General features: G+C 73.3%; 16 protein-coding genes. 8 read left to right on the top strand and 8 right to left on the bottom strand.

Annotation, left to right across the window (positions count from 1 at the left end; translation table 11 throughout):
* Positions 1–15: 15 nt before the first annotated feature.
* Complete coding sequence (locus ACFWWU_RS29795) at positions 16–717, bottom strand: hypothetical protein (RefSeq protein WP_384149696.1); 702 nt, start codon at positions 715–717, stop codon at positions 16–18.
* A gap of 139 nt (positions 718–856) precedes the next feature.
* Positions 857–1,327, bottom strand: a complete 471-nt coding sequence (locus tag ACFWWU_RS29790; protein ID WP_384149694.1) for a GNAT family N-acetyltransferase — start codon at positions 1,325–1,327, stop codon at positions 857–859.
* 76 nt (positions 1,328–1,403) lie between these two features.
* Here ACFWWU_RS29790 and ACFWWU_RS29785 point away from each other — a divergent pair, with 76 nt between their 5' ends.
* The 3 genes from ACFWWU_RS29785 to ACFWWU_RS29775 all read left to right on the top strand — a co-directional run bounded on the left by ACFWWU_RS29785 (position 1,404) and on the right by ACFWWU_RS29775 (position 5,001).
* The gene (locus ACFWWU_RS29785; RefSeq protein ID WP_384149691.1) at positions 1,404–2,126 is read left to right on the top strand and encodes an aquaporin; all 723 of its coding nucleotides are present in this window, start codon (positions 1,404–1,406) and stop codon (positions 2,124–2,126) included.
* 31 nt (positions 2,127–2,157) lie between these two features.
* Positions 2,158–2,844 carry a vancomycin high temperature exclusion protein gene (locus tag ACFWWU_RS29780; protein ID WP_384149688.1) on the top strand — a complete coding sequence of 229 codons (687 nt, stop codon included), beginning with the start codon at positions 2,158–2,160 and terminating at the stop codon, positions 2,842–2,844.
* Between the two features lie 72 nt (positions 2,845–2,916).
* On the top strand, positions 2,917–5,001 hold the full coding sequence (locus ACFWWU_RS29775; protein WP_384149685.1) for a molybdopterin oxidoreductase family protein: 2,085 nt from the start codon (positions 2,917–2,919) through the stop codon (positions 4,999–5,001).
* Here the strand turns inward: ACFWWU_RS29775 and ACFWWU_RS29770 are convergent.
* From ACFWWU_RS29770 to ACFWWU_RS29750, 5 genes are read right to left on the bottom strand one after another with little or no spacing between them, the layout of a single operon-like run.
* On the bottom strand, positions 4,964–5,377 hold the full coding sequence (locus ACFWWU_RS29770) for a gamma-glutamylcyclotransferase family protein (protein WP_384149682.1): 414 nt from the start codon (positions 5,375–5,377) through the stop codon (positions 4,964–4,966). The genes ACFWWU_RS29775 and ACFWWU_RS29770 overlap by 38 nt on opposite strands.
* Entirely contained in the window at positions 5,374–5,700 is a 327-nt protein-coding gene (gene cutA / locus ACFWWU_RS29765) for a divalent-cation tolerance protein CutA (RefSeq protein WP_384149679.1), read from the bottom strand. Before cutA ends, ACFWWU_RS29770 begins: the two co-directional genes overlap by 4 nt.
* A gap of 20 nt (positions 5,701–5,720) precedes the next feature.
* The gene (locus ACFWWU_RS29760) at positions 5,721–7,592 is read right to left on the bottom strand and encodes an ABC transporter ATP-binding protein (protein ID WP_384149676.1); all 1,872 of its coding nucleotides are present in this window, start codon (positions 7,590–7,592) and stop codon (positions 5,721–5,723) included.
* The gene (locus ACFWWU_RS29755) at positions 7,589–9,322 is read right to left on the bottom strand and encodes an ABC transporter ATP-binding protein (RefSeq protein ID WP_384149673.1); all 1,734 of its coding nucleotides are present in this window, start codon (positions 9,320–9,322) and stop codon (positions 7,589–7,591) included. Before ACFWWU_RS29755 ends, ACFWWU_RS29760 begins: the two co-directional genes overlap by 4 nt.
* Positions 9,323–9,334: 12 nt before the next feature.
* A complete protein-coding gene (locus tag ACFWWU_RS29750; protein ID WP_384149670.1) occupies positions 9,335–9,949 on the bottom strand; it encodes an NADPH-dependent FMN reductase in 615 nt (204 codons plus the stop codon).
* 92 nt (positions 9,950–10,041) lie between these two features.
* Here ACFWWU_RS29750 and ACFWWU_RS29745 point away from each other — a divergent pair, with 92 nt between their 5' ends.
* The 5 genes from ACFWWU_RS29745 (at position 10,042) to ACFWWU_RS29725 (ending at position 14,589) form a co-directional block, all read left to right on the top strand.
* Complete coding sequence (locus ACFWWU_RS29745) at positions 10,042–10,827, top strand: aminotransferase class IV (protein WP_384149667.1); 786 nt, start codon at positions 10,042–10,044, stop codon at positions 10,825–10,827.
* A gap of 26 nt (positions 10,828–10,853) precedes the next feature.
* A complete protein-coding gene (locus tag ACFWWU_RS29740) occupies positions 10,854–12,584 on the top strand; it encodes a right-handed parallel beta-helix repeat-containing protein (protein WP_384149664.1) in 1,731 nt (576 codons plus the stop codon).
* A complete protein-coding gene (locus tag ACFWWU_RS29735) occupies positions 12,581–12,997 on the top strand; it encodes a hypothetical protein (RefSeq protein ID WP_384149661.1) in 417 nt (138 codons plus the stop codon). Before ACFWWU_RS29740 ends, ACFWWU_RS29735 begins: the two co-directional genes overlap by 4 nt.
* A 349-nt stretch (positions 12,998–13,346) precedes the next feature.
* Positions 13,347–13,868 carry a hypothetical protein gene (locus ACFWWU_RS29730; RefSeq protein WP_384149658.1) on the top strand — a complete coding sequence of 174 codons (522 nt, stop codon included), beginning with the start codon at positions 13,347–13,349 and terminating at the stop codon, positions 13,866–13,868.
* A 103-nt stretch (positions 13,869–13,971) separates the two neighbouring features.
* On the top strand, positions 13,972–14,589 hold the full coding sequence (locus ACFWWU_RS29725; RefSeq protein ID WP_384149655.1) for a class F sortase: 618 nt from the start codon (positions 13,972–13,974) through the stop codon (positions 14,587–14,589).
* Between the two features lie 7 nt (positions 14,590–14,596).
* Here ACFWWU_RS29725 and ACFWWU_RS29720 read toward each other — a convergent pair whose 3' ends face one another.
* Positions 14,597–15,382 carry a TSUP family transporter gene (locus ACFWWU_RS29720; RefSeq protein WP_384149652.1) on the bottom strand — a complete coding sequence of 262 codons (786 nt, stop codon included), beginning with the start codon at positions 15,380–15,382 and terminating at the stop codon, positions 14,597–14,599.
* Positions 15,383–15,418 lie beyond the last annotated feature (36 nt).

Here is a 15,418-nt window from a genome sequence, read left to right as displayed (position 1 = left end):
GCCCTTCGGCGGGTGTCAGGCGCCGAGCCAGACCCGCAGCGCGCCGATCTCCTCGAAGCCGGCGGCGAGTGCCGGGGGCAGGTCGTCGCCGGATTCGTAGCCGACGACGGGCCGGTCGTCGGGGGCGGCGGCGAGGACGCCCGCCCAGGTGTGGGAGGAGTCGGTGTCTCCCGTGGCGAAGAGGTTGGAGACGCCGGTGACGCCGTCGCTCGCGCTGAGGACCGCGCCGCCGAGGATCCGGCCGTCGGCTGCGTATCCCGCGACGATCGTCGTCGCCGGGTCGGCGAGGAGCTCGGGGCGGAAGAGCGCCGCGTCGTCGGCGTCGTCGCCGCTCCAGGCGAGAGCCCAGGCGGCGAGCTCCTCCGGGGTGCGGACCGGGCGCCACTCGCCGGTGACGGGCTGCGCGGGGAGGCCTGCCGGGCGGTGGATCCAGCCGGCCTCGAAGAGGAGGCGGAAGCCCTCGGAGGCCAGGTCGAGGCGGGCGAAGCTGTCCTTGACCGAGGCGCCGGGGGTGGTGTGGTCGATGCCGGACAGGACGTCCTTCACGTCCGCGTCCTCCGTCAGCGTGACCGCGTCCGGGTAGTAGAGCGGGGTACGGCGGGCGTTGGTCCAGGCGCGGGGCCCGAAGGCGCCGGGGTGTCCGTGGGCGCGGCACATGGCCTGGCACCACTCGGCGTTGTTGCGGACCGCGTCCCCGAGGACGGCATCGACGATCATGGGCGGATCGTAGGGCCCGAGGCCGTGTCCGGAAAGCAGCGCCGTCTGCCCGGCTCAGGCGGGACTTTCCGGAAACGCCCTAGGGCGGCGGCGGGCGCGAGGTCCTCACCTCCGCCGCCGCCCGGCCGCCGGGGGCTCCTCAGAGCTCGGGCCGGTCCGGGTGCCACACGTACCGGATGTCCGGCTCCCGCTCCTCGTTGCGACTGCCGTCGGTGCGCTCGGCGGCGACGAAGCCGTGCCGTTCGTAGAAGCGGCACGCCGGGGCGTTGACCTGGAACGTCCACAGCGTCAGCCCGGTCGGCCGGCTCTGCTTGGCCTGCTCCACGAGTCGGTCGCCGATGCCCTGGCCACGCCACGGCGTATCGATGTAGAGCTGATCCAGGTCTTCGTCGTCCAGGACCATCATGGCGACGACCGAGCCGTCGACCGTGGCCACCCAGGTCTCCTGGTTCGGTACGACGATCTCCCGGAGCCAGTACCGGACCTCGTCGTCCGTGTGCGCGCGGCGCACGCTCGGGAGCGCCGCCGTGTACGAGCGGAGCCATACGTCGGCCACCGCGGCGGCATCGGAATCGGCCGCACGGCGTATGTCAAAGTTTTCGATCTTCACGGCTCGGATGGTACGGGCCCGCGCACCTCTCCCTCTCCTCTTTTTTCCTTCCGAATCACGGAATATCTTTTCCGCTATGAGAATGTCCCCGCCCTCTCTCCCCCGGCGCACCGCCGCCGAATTCATCGGTACCGCCGCCCTCGTCGCCGTCATCGTCGGGTCCGGCATCCGCGCCGACTCCCTCAGCCAGGACATCGGTGTCCGGCTGCTCGCCAACGCCGCCGCCTCCGCCCTCGGCCTCGGCCTGCTCATCGCCCTCATCGGCCCGCTCTCCGGGGCCCACTTCAACCCCGTCGTGACCCTCTCCGAGTGGTGGTCGCGGCGGCACGAGCGCGGCGGGCGCGAGGCCCTCGCCTACATCGCCGCCCAGGCCGCCGGAGCCGTCACCGGCGCCCTGCTCGCCGAGGCCATGTTCGGGCGGGCGCCCGGCTCCTGGGCCACCGAGCCCCGCGCGGCGCTCCACCTCCTCCTCGGCGAGGCCGTCGCCACCGCCGGGCTCGTCCTCGTCGTGCAGGGCCTGCGCCACATCGGCCGCCCCGGGCTCGCCCCGGTCGCGGTCGCGGGGTACATCGGCGCGGCGATCTGGTTCACCTCCTCCGGCTCCTTCGCCAATCCGGCGGCCACTCTCGGCCGCGCGTTCTCCGACTCCTTCACCGGGATCGCCCCCGGCTCCGTGCCCTCCTACGCCGCCGCGCAGCTCCTCGGCATGGTCATCGGCCTCGGGCTCGCCGGTGTGCTGTACGGAACACTCCCGGCCTCAGGCGAACCGAAGCCGGCCGATCCGCGTCGGACGGGGTGACAGCACCACACCCAGCGATGGAGGTTCCCGCATGCCGGCTCGGCCGATCCGCTGGCCCCGCACGACCCGGGGCCGTCGCCGCACCGTCCAGGCCGTCATGCTCGGCGTGGTCCTCGCGCTCGCCCCGGCCACCTGGATGCACACGGTCGCCGAGCCCCGGCTCCGTACCACCGCCGACGTGCCCGCCCGGGACGTCGGCGTCGTCTTCGGCGCCGGGCTGTGGCAGGGGCGCCCCACCCCGTACCTCGCGCACCGGCTCGACACGGCCGCCGAGCTGTACCGCGCGGGCAAGGTCCGGGTCCTGCTCGTCACCGGCGACAACAGCAGGACCGCGTACGACGAGCCCAGCGCCATGCGCACCTACCTCACCGAGCGCGGGGTGCCCGAGGACCGGATCGTCAGCGACTACGCGGGCTTCGACACCTGGGACTCCTGCGTCCGGGCCAAGAAGGTCTTCGGCGTCGACCGGGCCGTCCTCGTGACCCAGGACTTCCACATCAAGCGGGCCGTCGCGCTGTGCGGGGCGGCGGGCGTCGACGCGTACGGGGTCGGGGTCGCCGAACCCCACGACCGCACCTGGTACTACGGCACCACCCGGGAGCTGTTCGCGGCGGCCAAGGCCGCCCTCGACGCGGGCCTGCGCCCCGACCCCCACTTCCTCGGACCGAAGGAACCGGGCGTCACGGAGGCCCTCGCCTCACCTCGCGACCGGCGGTGAGCTGAGCGGAGAGCCCCGCGTCCGTAATACGCGGCGCCGCCCCGCGTAACACGTCTGACGCACGCTGGCCGTATGTCCGAGGTCACCGCCGTTCCCACCCACTGCCCCTACTGCGCCTTGCAGTGCGGCATGTCGCTCCGCCCCACCGGCACCCCGGAGCTGCCCGCCGAGGTGGTCGACCGGACCGATTTCCCCGTCAACCGGGGCGCCCTGTGCGGCAAGGGCCGCACCGCCCCCTCCGTACTCTCCTCCCGGGTCCGGCTCTCCGAACCCCTGGTCCGATGCCCTGACACGGGGGATCTGCGGCCCGCGACCTGGGAGGAGGCACTCGCCGCCGTCGCCGACGGACTGAGCAGGACCCGCGCCGACCACGGTGCCGATGCCGTGGGGGTCTTCGGCGGCGGCGGGCTCACCAACGAGAAGGCGTACACGCTGGGGAAGTTCGCCCGGCTCGTGCTCGGCACCTCGCAGATCGACTACAACGGCCGGTTCTGCATGTCGTCCGCCGCCGCCGCGCACGGCAGGGCCTTCGGCCTCGACCGGGGACTCCCCTTCCCGCTGGAGGACATCCCCAAGACGGGCTGCGTGATCCTCGTCGGCTCCAACCTCGCCGAGACCATGCCGCCCGCCCTGCGCTACCTCACCGAGCTGAAGGAGAACGGCGGGAAGCTGATCGTCGTCGACCCGCGCCGCACCCGCACCGCCGAGCAGGCCGACCTCCACCTCGCGCCCCGCCCCGGCACCGACCTCGCGCTCGCCCTCGGCATGCTCCATCTCGTGGTGGCCGAAGGACGCGTGGACGACGAGTTCGTGGCGACTCGCACCGACGGCTGGGCGGCGGCCCGCGCCGGCGCCATGTCCCACTGGCCCGAGCAGGTCGAGCGGATCACCGGCGTCTCCGTGCCGGAGCTCCGCGAGGCGGTCGCGATGTTCTGCGACGCCGGCACCGGCATGGTGCTGACCGCGCGCGGCCCCGAGCAGCAGTCCAAGGGGACGGACACGGTCGGTGCCTGGATCAATCTGTGCCTCGCCACCGGAAAGGCCGGCCGGCCGCTGAGCGGCTACGGCTGCCTCACCGGCCAGGGCAACGGCCAGGGCGGCCGCGAGCACGGCCAGAAGGCCGACCAGCTGCCCGGCTACCGCAAGCTCGACGACCCGGCGGCCCGCGCGCACGTCGCCGGGGTGTGGGGCGTGGACCCGGAGTCGCTGCCGGGGCCCGGGCGGAGCGCGTACGAGCTCCTCGACGCGCTCGGCGGCGACGTGCGGGCCCTGCTCCTCATGGGCTCCAACCCGGTCGTCTCCGCGCCGCACGCCGCGCACGTCGAGGGGCGGCTGCGCTCGCTCGACTTCCTCGCCGTCGCCGACGTCGTCCTCTCCGAGACCGCCGCGCTCGCCGACGTCGTCCTGCCCGTCACCCAGTGGGCCGAGGAGACCGGGACGATGACGAACCTGGAGGGGCGGGTGCTGCTGCGGCGCCGCGCCCTCACCCCGCCCGCCGGGGTACGCAGCGACCTGGAGGTGCTGCACGCGCTCGCCGGACTCCTCGGCTGGGAGAAGGGTTTCTCCGCCGATCCGGAGGAGGTCTTCGAGGAGCTGCGGCGCGCCTCGGCCGGCGGCCCCGCGGACTACGCGGGCATCAGTTACCGGCGGATCGAGGACGAGCAGGGCGTCTTCTGGCCCTGCCCCGACGAGGACCACGCCGGCACGCCCCGGCTCTTCCTGGAGCGGTTCGCGACCCCCGACGGGCGGGCCCGGTTCGTGCCGGTGGTGCACCGGCCCGCGGCGGAGGAGACGGACGCCGAGTACCCGGTCGTCCTGACCACGGGCCGGGTCGTGTCCCAGTACCAGTCGGGCGCGCAGACCCGGCGGGTCGCCGAGCTGAACGCGGCGGCGCCCGGGCCGTTCGTGGAGCTCCACCCCCGGCTCGCCGAGCGGCTCGGGGTGGCCGAGGGCGAGCGCCTCGCGGTGGTCTCGCGGCGCGGGCGGGCCGTCGCACCGGCCCGGATCACGACGGCCATCCGGCCGGACACGGTCTTCATGCCGTTCCACTGGGCGGGCGAGGGCCGGGCGAACACGCTCGTCAATCCGGCGCTCGACCCGGTCTCCCGGATGCCCGAGTTCAAGGTGTGCGCGGTCCGTCTGGAGCGGGACGTCTGAACCAGTCGCCGGTGGGGATGAGGGGGCCGAGCTCCGTGTCCGGGCTCGCGACGTAGGTCCAGACGCGGACCGTTCCGCCGTCCCGGAGCCGGACCACCTCGACGGCGGTCCGCTCGTACCCGGCGTCGCCCTCCATCCGGTCCAGTACGCCGAGCAGTTCGCCGTACGCGTCGGGCGCCGCCGTCACGAGCGTGCCCGCGACCGTGCCGTCGCCCGGCACCGCGTACGGGTAGCCGGGGCCGTCGTGCAGGAGGGCGCCCGGGAGCCGGGCGTCCTCCTCGGCGGCCGTCCGGCCGAGGAGGAGCCGGTCGTGGTGGTACGCGCCGGGGCGCAGCGTCCCGTAGACGAAGAACGGGAGGGCCGTCGGCGCGGTCACGGGTGCGCCACCTCCCTGCCGAGCCAGGCCAGGTAGGCGGAGGAGGCCCGGACGACGGGGGTGGCGATGATCTCCGGGGTGTCGTAGTCGTGGGCGGCGAGGAGGTGGGCCTCCAGGGCCTCGTAACGGGCCTCGGTGGTCTTGAGGACGACCTGCCACTCCTCGGCGGTCTCGATCGCCCGCTGCCAGTGGTAGACGGAGGTGACGGGCCCGGAGACCTGGGCGCAGGCGGCGAGGCGGGCCTCGACGGCGCCGCGCGCGAGCGCCTCGGCCTTCTCGGCGCTGTCGGTGGTCGTGAGGACGGTGAGGGCGAGAGTGGTCACGCCCTCACCGTACTGAGCGTTCACGCCGCCGCGAACTGGGCTTCGTACAGCCGGGCGTACGCACCGCCGGCCGCGAGCAGTTCCTCGTGGGTGCCCTGCTCGGCGATGGATCCGCTCTCCATCACCAGGATCGTGTCGGCGTCCCGGATCGTGGAGAGCCGGTGGGCGACGACGAAGCTGGTGCGGCCCGCGCGGAGGGACGACATGGCCTGCTGGACGAGGAGCTCGGTGCGGGTGTCGACGGAGCTGGTGGCCTCGTCGAGGACGAGGATCACCGGCTCGGAGAGGAACGCCCGGGCGAGCGTGACCAGCTGCTTCTCGCCCGCGCTGAGGCCTCCCCCGTCCTCGTCGAGGACGGTGTCGTACCCGTCGGGGAGGGTCCGGATGAAGCGGTCGGCGTGCGCGGCCCGCGCGGCCTCGACGATCCGCTCCCGGGAGACCTCGCCGGGCAGCCCGTACGCGATGTTGTCGGCGATGGTCCCGCCGAAGAGCCAGGTGTCCTGGAGGACCATGCCGATCCCGGCCCGCAGCTCCTCGCGGGTCATCGTCGCGATGTCCGTCCCGTCCAGGGTGATGCGGCCGCCCGTCACCTCGTAGAACCGCATGAGGAGGTTGACGAGGGTCGTCTTGCCGGCGCCCGTCGGGCCGACGATCGCGACCGTGCGGCCCGGCTCCACGGTGAGCGACAGGTCCTCGACGAGCGGCGTGTCGGGCTCGTAGCGGAAGGCGACCTTCTCGAAGGAGACCCGGCCCCTGACCTGGGCGGGGCGCTGCGGCTCCGCCGCGTCCGGGGACTCCTCGTCGGCGTCGAGGAGGTCGAAGACCCGCTCGGCGGATGCCACCCCGGACTGGAGGAGGTTGGCCATGGCGGCGACCTGGTTGATCGGCCCGTTGAACTCGTACGAGTACTGGATGAAGGCCTGGACGTCGCCGACGGTCAGGGTGCCGCTCGCCACCCGCAGGCCGCCGACGACCGCGAGGACGACGTAGTTGAGGTTGCCGACGAACGTCAGCGCGGGCTGGATGAAGCCGGAGACGAACTGGGCGCGGAAGCTCGCCCGGTACAGCTCCTCGCCGATCTCGTCGAAGCGCCGCACGGCCTCGGCGCGGCGGCCGAAGGCGACGACCTCGGTGTGGCCGGTGATCATCTCCTCCGCGTGGCTGCCGAGCCGGCCGGTGACCGCCCACTGCTTCACGAACTGCGGCTGGGCGCGCCGCCCGACGAAGGCGGCGACGGCGACCGAGACGGGCACGGTGGCGAGGGCGACGAGGGCGAGGAGCGGGGAGATCCAGAACATCATCGCGAGGACGCCGATGAGGGTCAGCAGGGCGCGGGTCATCTGGCTGAAGGTCTGCTGGAGGGTCTGGGTGATGTTGTCGATGTCGTTCGTGGTGCGGGAGAGGACCTCGCCGCGCGGCTGGCGGTCGAAGTACGTGAGCGGGAGCCGCGCCAGCTTGTGCTGGGCCTGCTCGCGGAGGCGCCGCCCGGCCCGCTGGACGACGGTGGTGGCGATCCGCAGCTGGATCCAGGTGAAGAGGGACGAGCCGGCGACGACCGCGACGGAGACGGCGAGGAGCAGGCCGACGCCCGCGAAGTCGACCCCGGCCGGGCCGGTGGCGCCGGTGACGACGAGGTCGGTGGCGCGGCCGAGGAGGAGGGGGCTGAGGACGCCGAGGGCGACGGCCGTGGCGCCCATGGCGAGGACGGCGAGCAGTAAGGCCTTGTCGGGGGCGAGGGTGCGCAGGAGGCGGAGGCCCGAGGCGCGGAACGCCAGGGAGCGTTCGAGGGCGGGGGTGGGGAGGCCGGGGCCGCGCTCCTTGGACGGGGGGCCGCTGCGGGCGGGGGCGGTGCGGGGTGCGTTCGCGGTGCGGGTGGTCGTCGCCGTACTCATGCGGCTTCCTCCTCGGTGAGCTGGGAGAGGACGATCTCCCGGTAGGTGGCGCTGTCCCGCATGAGGGACTCGTGGGTGCCGGTGCCGACGGTCCTGCCCCGGTCGAGGACGACGATCCGGTCGGCGTGCCGGATGGTGGAGACCCGCTGGGCGACGATCACCACGGTCGCGTCGGCGGTCTCCCGCCGGAGCGCTTCGCGGAGCCGGGCGTCGGTGCGGGCGTCGAGGGCGGAGAAGGAGTCGTCGAAGAGGTAGAGGCGGGGGCGGGCGACGAGGACCCGGGCGATGGCGAGCCGCTGGCGCTGACCGCCGGAGAGGTTGGTGCCGCCCTGGGCGACCGGGGCGTCGAGGCCGTCGTCGAGGGCCCGGACGAAGTCGGCGGCCTGGGCGGTCTCCAGGGCGTGCCAGAGCTCCTCGTCGGTCGCTTCGGGATTCCCGTACCGCAGGTTCGTCGCGACCGTCCCGGAGAAGAGGTAGGGCTTCTGGGAGACGAGGCCGACGGTCCTGGCCATCAGGGTGGGGTCGAGTTCGCGGACGTCCACGCCGTCGACGAGGACCTCGCCGCCGGTGGCGTCGAAGAGCCGGGGCACGAGCCCGAGGAGCGTCGACTTGCCGCTGCCGGTGGAGCCGATGATCGCGGTGGTCTCGCCGGGGCGGGCGACGAGGTCGACGTCCTGGAGGACGGACTCCTCGGCGCCCGGGTACCGGAATCCGACGCCCGTGAGGTCGAGGTGTCCGGCGCCCTGGAGGACGCGGACGGGGTGGGCCGGCGGGGTGACGGAGAGCGGGGTGTCGAGGACCTCGCGGATGCGCTCGGCGCCGACCTCGGCGCGCGGCATGTGCATCAGGAGGAAGAGGACCATCATCACGGACATGGAGGTCTGGAGCAGGTAGCCGAGGAAGGCGACGAGCCCGCCGGGCTGGAGGGCGCCGACGTCGATGCGGTGGGCGCCGACGTAGATGAGGGCGACGGTCGTCAGCTCCCAGACGATGAGGACCGTGGGGAACATGAGGGCCTGGAGCCGGCCGGCCCGGAGGCCGACGGTGAGGAGTTCGTCGTTGGCGGCGGCGAACCGTTCCCGCTCGTGCCGGTCGCGGACGAAGGCGCGGACCACGCGAACGCCGGTGATCTGCTCGCGCAGCACCCGGTTGACCCGGTCGACGCGCTCCTGCATGCCGCGGAAGAGGGGCCGCATCCGCAGGACGACGGCGCCGACGGCGCCGGTCATCACGGGCAGGAAGAGGAAAAGGACCAGGGCCATCGGCACGTCCTGGCGCAGGGCCATGGCGAGACCGCCGAAGCAGAGCAGGGGCGCGGCGACCAGCATCGTCAGGACGAGGACGGTGAACGTCTGGACCTGCTGGACGTCGTTGGTGGTCCGGGTGATGAGGGAGGCGGCGCCGAACCGGCCCCGCTCCTGGGCGGAGAAGTCCTGGACGCGGCGGAAGACCTCGGAGCGCAGGTCTCGGGCGACGCCCATCGCGATCCTGGCGCCGGTGTAGGTGGCGGCGGCCGCCGCCGCGGCCTGGAGGAGGGTGACGCCGAGCATCTCGGCGCCGCCGCGGAGGACACGGTCGGTGTCCCCGCGGAGGACGCCCTCGTCGATGACTCCGGCGTTGAGGGCGGGCAGGGCGAGCGAGGCGAGGGACTGGACGAGCTGAAGGAGGACGAGGAGGGCGAGGAGGGCCCGGTAGGGCCTGAGGCGGGGAGCGAGGAGTCTCAGCAGCACGGTGTCGGTCCCTCACGCGGCGTACGGACGGATGGACTTGGCCTCCTTGAGCGCGAGCGCCCACCAGGCGAGCTGGTCGAGGAGGACCTTGGCCGCGCCCTCGGCGCCGGCGGGGTCCCTGTGGCGTCCGTCCTCGTCGAAGAGTGACCAGGCGGAGTGGAAGGAGACGGAGTCGCGGACGGTGACGGCGTGCACCTCGGCGAAGACCTGGCGGAGCTGCTCGACGGCTCGCAGGCCGCCGGAGATGCCGCCGTAGGAGACGAAGCCGACGGGCTTGGCCTGCCACTCGGTGAAGTGCCGGTCGATGAGGTTCTTGAGGGCGGCGGGGAAGGAGTGGTTGTACTCGGGGGTGAGGACGACGAAGGCGTCGGCGGCGGCAAGGGCCGGGGAGACCTTGGCGAGTTCGGCGCGGACGGCCGGGGACGGGTGGTAGGAGAGCGAGGTGGGGAGGTCGACCTCGGCGAGGTCGACGACGGTCACGGCGAAGTCCTCGCGCTCGTCGAGCAGGGAGCGGAGCCAGTCGGTGATGACGGGGGCGAAGCGGCCTTCGCGGTCGCTCGCGACGATGAGGGCGAGGGCGAGCGGGGCGGCCGAATCGGCGGGCGAGGTGGAGTTCGTGATGTCCATGTCGACGATCCTGGTACCTCAAGTTTGGTTGAGGTCAAGCGGTGATCGCGACGACTTCCCCAAGGGCCCTTCCTCGCACGTACGGTGAGGGCATGACGACGCCGCACGTACCCCCCGCCCCGCCCACCCACATCGAGATCGACGGGGTCCCGGCCGCCGATCCCGAGCTCCTCGCGACCCTCATGAGCGGCTTCGGCCACTTCACGGCGATGCAGGTGCGGGACGGGCGCGTGAAGGGACTCGGCCTCCACCTCGAACGGCTCGACCGCTCCACCCGCGAGCTCTTCGACGAGGAACTGCCCGGCGACCGGGTCCGCGCCCTGCTCGCCGGGGCCGTGGCGACCTCGGGACGGGTGGACTGCTCGGCCCGGGTGTACGTGCACGACGGCGTCCGCGTCACCGTGGTCGTCCGCGAGGCGGCCCCGGACGCGCCCGGCGCGCCGCAGCGCCTGATGAGCGTCGACTACCTGCGCCCGGCGGCGCACATCAAGCACCTGGGCGGCTTCGGCCAGGACTACCACCGCACGGCGGCCCGGCGCGCGGGCTACGACGAGGCCCTGCTGACCTCCCCGAACGGCGACATCGCCGAGGGAGCGGTCACCAACATCGCCTTCTGGGACGGCACTTCGGTGGTCTGGCCGTCGGCGCCCCACCTGACGGGCATCACGATGAGCCTCCTCGAACCGCTGCTCGGCTCGGTGCGGCGGCCGGTGTCGCTCGGGGACCTGGGCGGTTACCGCGCGGCCTTCGTGACGAACTCCCGGGGAATCGCACCGGTTTCGGGCATCGACACGGTCGGCTTCGCGGTGGACGAGGACCTGATGAAGAGGGTCTACTCGGCGTACGAGTCGGTGGAGTGGGACGCGCTGCAGGCGTGACAGGACCGTAGGAGGCGAGGAGAACGATGACCGCGAAATACCTCGTCTCGCCGCGGGGCGGCCGCCGCGCCTACCGCGACATCACCTCCGCGCTCCGCGCCGCGGAGGTACGGGGCCGGGCGGCGCTGATCGAGATCGCGCCCGGCCACTACGAGGAGGCGCTCACCGTCCGGGGCGAGGTCCGGCTGGTCGCGGCCGAGGGCCCCGGCACCGTCCTGGTGAGCCGGCCGCGCGGCGCCGTCCTCGACGCCTTCGGCACGGTCTCCGTCCACGGCCTGACGCTGGCCGGCCGGGGCGCCGGTATGGACATCGTCGGCTGCCACACGGGGAGCCTGACGCTCGACCGCACGGAGGTCCGGGCGCACGACGGCGTCGCCGTGCACGCCCGGCCGCACACCTCGGTCACCCTGCGGGACAGCGTGGTCCTGTACGGCCGCACCGTCTTCACCGGCTCGGCCGGACTGGCCGAGCGGTGCCGGTTCACCGACGCCGCCGACAACGCCATCGCCGCGCTCGAAGGCGCCCGCGTCACGGTCCGGGGCAGCCGGATCGAGGGCAGCCGGATCCACGGCCTGCGCGTCTGCGACGCGTACGCCGAGATCACCGGCTGCGAGGTGACCGGCACCGGGCAGGCGGCGGTCGTGGCGGACACCCGCGGGGAGCTCGCCGTGGTGGAGTGCGCGATCAGCGCCACGCACGCGGAGGGGATCATGTTCATCGAGCAGTCCCGGGGCTCCGTGGACCGCACCCGCGTCACCGACGCCCTGCACGGGGTCGTCACGAAGAGCGGCGCAGGACCGGTGGTGCGGGGCTCCGTGTTCGCCGACTGCCGCGACACCGGCATCAACGTCCAGGACGCGGGCCTCGGAACGTTCGAGCACTGCCGGGTCCTCGGCGCGCGCAACGTCGCGGTGTTCTCGACCAAGGGCGGCGCGCCCGAGCTGCGGGACTGCCACGTCTCGGGCGGGAACGTCGGGATCGCCGTCACGGACGGCGGCAGGGGCCGCTTCACCCGGGTCGTGGTCGAGGACCTGACGGGCACCGCGCTGCGGGTCTACGACGAGGGCGGGGCCGCGTTCTCGCACGTACGCGTGGAGCGCTGCCCGGCCGGCCTGGAGGCCCGCGGGAACGGCGGCACGACGGCCGAGGTCACCGATTCGGTGTTCCGCGACATCGACATGGGGGCGGTGGCCATCGACGGCCAGTCGCGCGTCACGCTCAGGAACGTGACGGCGGAGCGCGGCGGCATGGTGGGCTTCACCGTCGCGGGCGAGGCCATGCTCCAGATCACCGACAGCGACATCACGGGGGTGAGCAGCGGCGGGATCGGCGCCCTCGGCAGCGGGCGGCTCGTCGCGCGGAACGTCACCGTGACCGGCTCGGAGGGCCTGGGCGTGTACGGGACGGGCACCGCCTACGTGGACGTCACGGACAGCACCTTCACCGACTGTGCGTTGGCGGGGGCGAGCTTCGACGAGAAGGCCGCGGGCCGGCTGGCGGACTGCGCGGTGGACGGTACGGGCGCGCTGGCCGTCAGGCACAACGGCCTCGTCGACCTGACCGCGCTCCGCACGTCGCTCCCGGTGGTCCGGCACAAGGAGAAGCCGGCCGGACCGCCGCCGCAGGTCGTCCAGATCCTCAGCGACCCCGTCTTCAACGGTCCGGTCTTCAACGGCCCCGTGCACGATGTCCAATTGGCCTGGAACAACGACCACGTCGTCCAGCAGCAGACCGAAGGGGACGGTACGCACCCATGAGCGACCCGCAGAACGTCAACAACCACCACGGGCCCGTCTTCAACGCGGGCGTCTCCCACGCCCAGTTCGCGTGGAACAACGAGACGGTCACCCAGAACCAGCAGAGCAACGGCGGCAGCACCGTCGCGCCCGGCTACGAGGCACTCGCCGAGCTGATCACCGGCCTGCTCGGGCAGCTGCCGCAGGCGGGCCTCGCCGACCGGGACCGCGAGGACGCGGAGGCGGCGGCGCAGGAGGTCCTCACGGAGATCACCCGGACGGACGCCGCCCCGGAGGAGGGCCGGCTGCGCCGCGCGCTCGCCGGGCTCAGGGGGGCGCTGGCCCCGGTGGCGACGGGTGTCGTGGCCGGGACGACGGTGGGGGCACAGGAGTGGGCCCTGGCGGCGATCACCGGCCTGACCGGCGCGCTGTGACCCGGCGGGGGCGCGCGCTGTGACCCGGCAGGGGGCGCGCGCTGTGACCCGGCGGGGGGCGCCGGTGCGCCGAGGGACGGTGAGCCGCGAGGGGGACGGAGGGCGACACGCCGTGTCACCCGTTCGGCACGGGCCGTCAGCTGACGCGACGTAACCGGCTCTGACCTGCGTAAACGTCGGAAATCCAGCCGACACACCGCACCGGACGGCGCAATCCTGATGCCCCATCAGCAGGCGGGGGGCGCGGGGCGGCTCTTATCTCGGTCACAGAAGGTCCGTTCCGGGAAGTCCCTCCCGGGAGGACCCCCGGCATGACCGGCATGACCGCTCGCGCGCCCCGGAGGACCCCATGCGCACCACTGCCCGCCTGTTCACCGGTACCGCGCTGGCGGTCGCCGCGATCGGGGCGTTCGCCGCCCCCGCGGCGTACGCCGGCAACGAGAACAACAACGACTGGGGGTCGCTGGAGGTCTACCCGTCCTCCGCCTCCCCGGGCACGACCGTCACCGTCAACACCCTGGCCTGCGGCAAGCACGGCCGCGGTGTCGGCGACGCGAACTCGCTGGGCGCCGGCGATTTCAAGCTGGAGCCGAGCACCCACAAGGAGGTCGTGGTCGGCCAGTTCCGGGTGCCGGAGCACGTCAAGCCCGGTACGTACGGCATCAGTGTCGCCTGCGACAACGGGAAGACGGCCCGGGGAGACCTGACCGTCAAGCACCGGAATCCGAGCGGCCACGTCCAGACCGGCGTCGGAGGCAGTGTCGGCCCCGACTCCGCCCAGGTCACGGCGGGCGCGGCGGTGCTGGCCGCGGCTGCCGTCGGCGGTGTCTGGCTCCTGCGCCGCCGGGCGAGCGGCGCGCAGGGGCACTGAGGACCACCGCCCGTCCTGCCCCCGCCGCGCGCCCGCATACGGCCCGGCGGGGGCAGGGCCACATCACCACCGGAAGCACGTGAGCGAATCCAGGGGAATCCAGGTGAGCAACAGGAGCAAGGGCTGGGGCATAGCCGTGGCCGCCTGCGTCGGGCTCTGGCTCGTCCAGAACGGCTCGCAGGACGTCACCCCGCCCGTACCGTCCGCGGCCCAGGCCTTCGCGGCCGGGCCGAGCGTGCACACCGACGCCGCCGCCGACCCGCTGCCGCCCTCGGCCCCCGTACGGCTCCGCATCCCCGAGACCGACGTGGACACCCCGATGACGCGGCTCGGCCTGGCGGCGAACGGCTCGCTCGACGTACCGCCGGCCAAGGACCGGAACCTGGCCGGCTGGTACGGGGACGGGACCCCGCCCGGGGCCAAGGGCACGGCGATCGTCGCGGGCCACGTCGACAACGCCGCCGGTCCGGCCGTCTTCTACACGCTGGGCGCGCTGAAGAAGGGCCACCGCATCGAGGTGGACCGGCAGGACGGCCGTACCGCCGTCTTCACGGTCGACGCGGTCGAGGTGTACGCGAACAAGGACTTCCCGGACGAGAAGGTGTACGGGGAGACGGACCGCGCCGAGATCCGGGTCATCACCTGCGGCGGCGGCTTCTCGAAGAAGAACGGCTACCAGGGGAACGTGGTCGCCTTCGGCCACCTCATCGGCGTGCGGTAGGCCGCCCTCACGCCCACTGGTCGAAGGCGAGCTTCGCGACCAGCGAGAAGACCACGACGAGCAGCACCCCGCGGACGAACTCGGCACCCTTGCTGAGCGCCATCCGCGCCCCGACCATGCCGCCCGCCAGGTTGAAGACGGCCATGACGGCCGCCAGCTGCCAGAACACGCTGCCCTGGTAGGCGAACATGGCGAGCGCGCCCGCGTTCGTGCAGACGTTGACGATCTTGGCGGTGGCGGAGGCGGTCACCAGGTCCAGGTGGAGCACGGCGGTCAGGGCGAGGACCAGGAACGTGCCGGTGCCCGGCCCGAACAGACCGTCGTAGAGGCCGATCCCGCCGCCGACGACCACGATCGCGGTCACGATCCGGGCCCGGGTCAGCGACGCCCGGTCCACCCCCTCGGGCTTCGCGCCGAAGGACGGCCGCAGCATCACGAAGGCTCCCACGGCGACCAGCACCACCATGATCACCGGGCGCAGGACGTCGCTGCTGATCCCGGCGGCGAAGAACGCGCCGGCCATGGAGCCCGCGAGGGCCGCGAGCCCGATCCGTACGGCCGTCCAGACCTGGACGGGCGCCTTGCGGACGTAGGTGACGGCGGCCCCGGCGGTGCCCACGATCGCCACGGCCTTGTTGGTGCCGAGGATGTGCGCGGCCGGGACGTGGGGCAGCCCGAGCAGGAGAGCGGGAAGCAGGAGGAGCCCTCCGCCGCCCACCACGGCGTCGATCCAGCCGGCCACGAGCGCGGCGAGGCAGAGCAGGACGAGGGTGGTCAGCGTGATCTCGGGCATGGCCGAGAGCCTAGGGAGACGATCGTTGCCCCGTCC

This window comes from Streptomyces sp. NPDC058650 (assembly GCF_042717315.1).
Taxonomy (GTDB): Bacteria; Actinomycetota; Actinomycetes; order Streptomycetales; family Streptomycetaceae; genus Streptomyces.
The sequence above is the reverse complement of the archived record's forward strand: the minus strand, read 5'-3'. Positions and strand labels throughout refer to the sequence as shown.

Coding starts and splice junctions, on each gene's coding strand:
- ACFWWU_RS29730 (WP_384149658.1), top strand. CDS start 13,347: ATGCGCACCACTGCCCGCCTGTTCACCGGTACCGCGCTGGCGGTCGCC.
- ACFWWU_RS29785 (WP_384149691.1), top strand. CDS start 1,404: ATGAGAATGTCCCCGCCCTCTCTCCCCCGGCGCACCGCCGCCGAATTC.
- ACFWWU_RS29740 (WP_384149664.1), top strand. CDS start 10,854: ATGACCGCGAAATACCTCGTCTCGCCGCGGGGCGGCCGCCGCGCCTAC.
- ACFWWU_RS29760 (WP_384149676.1), bottom strand. CDS start 7,592: ATGAGTACGGCGACGACCACCCGCACCGCGAACGCACCCCGCACCGCC.
- ACFWWU_RS29780 (WP_384149688.1), top strand. CDS start 2,158: ATGCCGGCTCGGCCGATCCGCTGGCCCCGCACGACCCGGGGCCGTCGC.
- ACFWWU_RS29775 (WP_384149685.1), top strand. CDS start 2,917: ATGTCCGAGGTCACCGCCGTTCCCACCCACTGCCCCTACTGCGCCTTG.
- ACFWWU_RS29745 (WP_384149667.1), top strand. CDS start 10,042: ATGACGACGCCGCACGTACCCCCCGCCCCGCCCACCCACATCGAGATC.
- ACFWWU_RS29720 (WP_384149652.1), bottom strand. CDS start 15,382: ATGCCCGAGATCACGCTGACCACCCTCGTCCTGCTCTGCCTCGCCGCG.
- ACFWWU_RS29750 (WP_384149670.1), bottom strand. CDS start 9,949: ATGGACATCACGAACTCCACCTCGCCCGCCGATTCGGCCGCCCCGCTC.
- ACFWWU_RS29795 (WP_384149696.1), bottom strand. CDS start 717: ATGATCGTCGATGCCGTCCTCGGGGACGCGGTCCGCAACAACGCCGAG.
- ACFWWU_RS29735 (WP_384149661.1), top strand. CDS start 12,581: ATGAGCGACCCGCAGAACGTCAACAACCACCACGGGCCCGTCTTCAAC.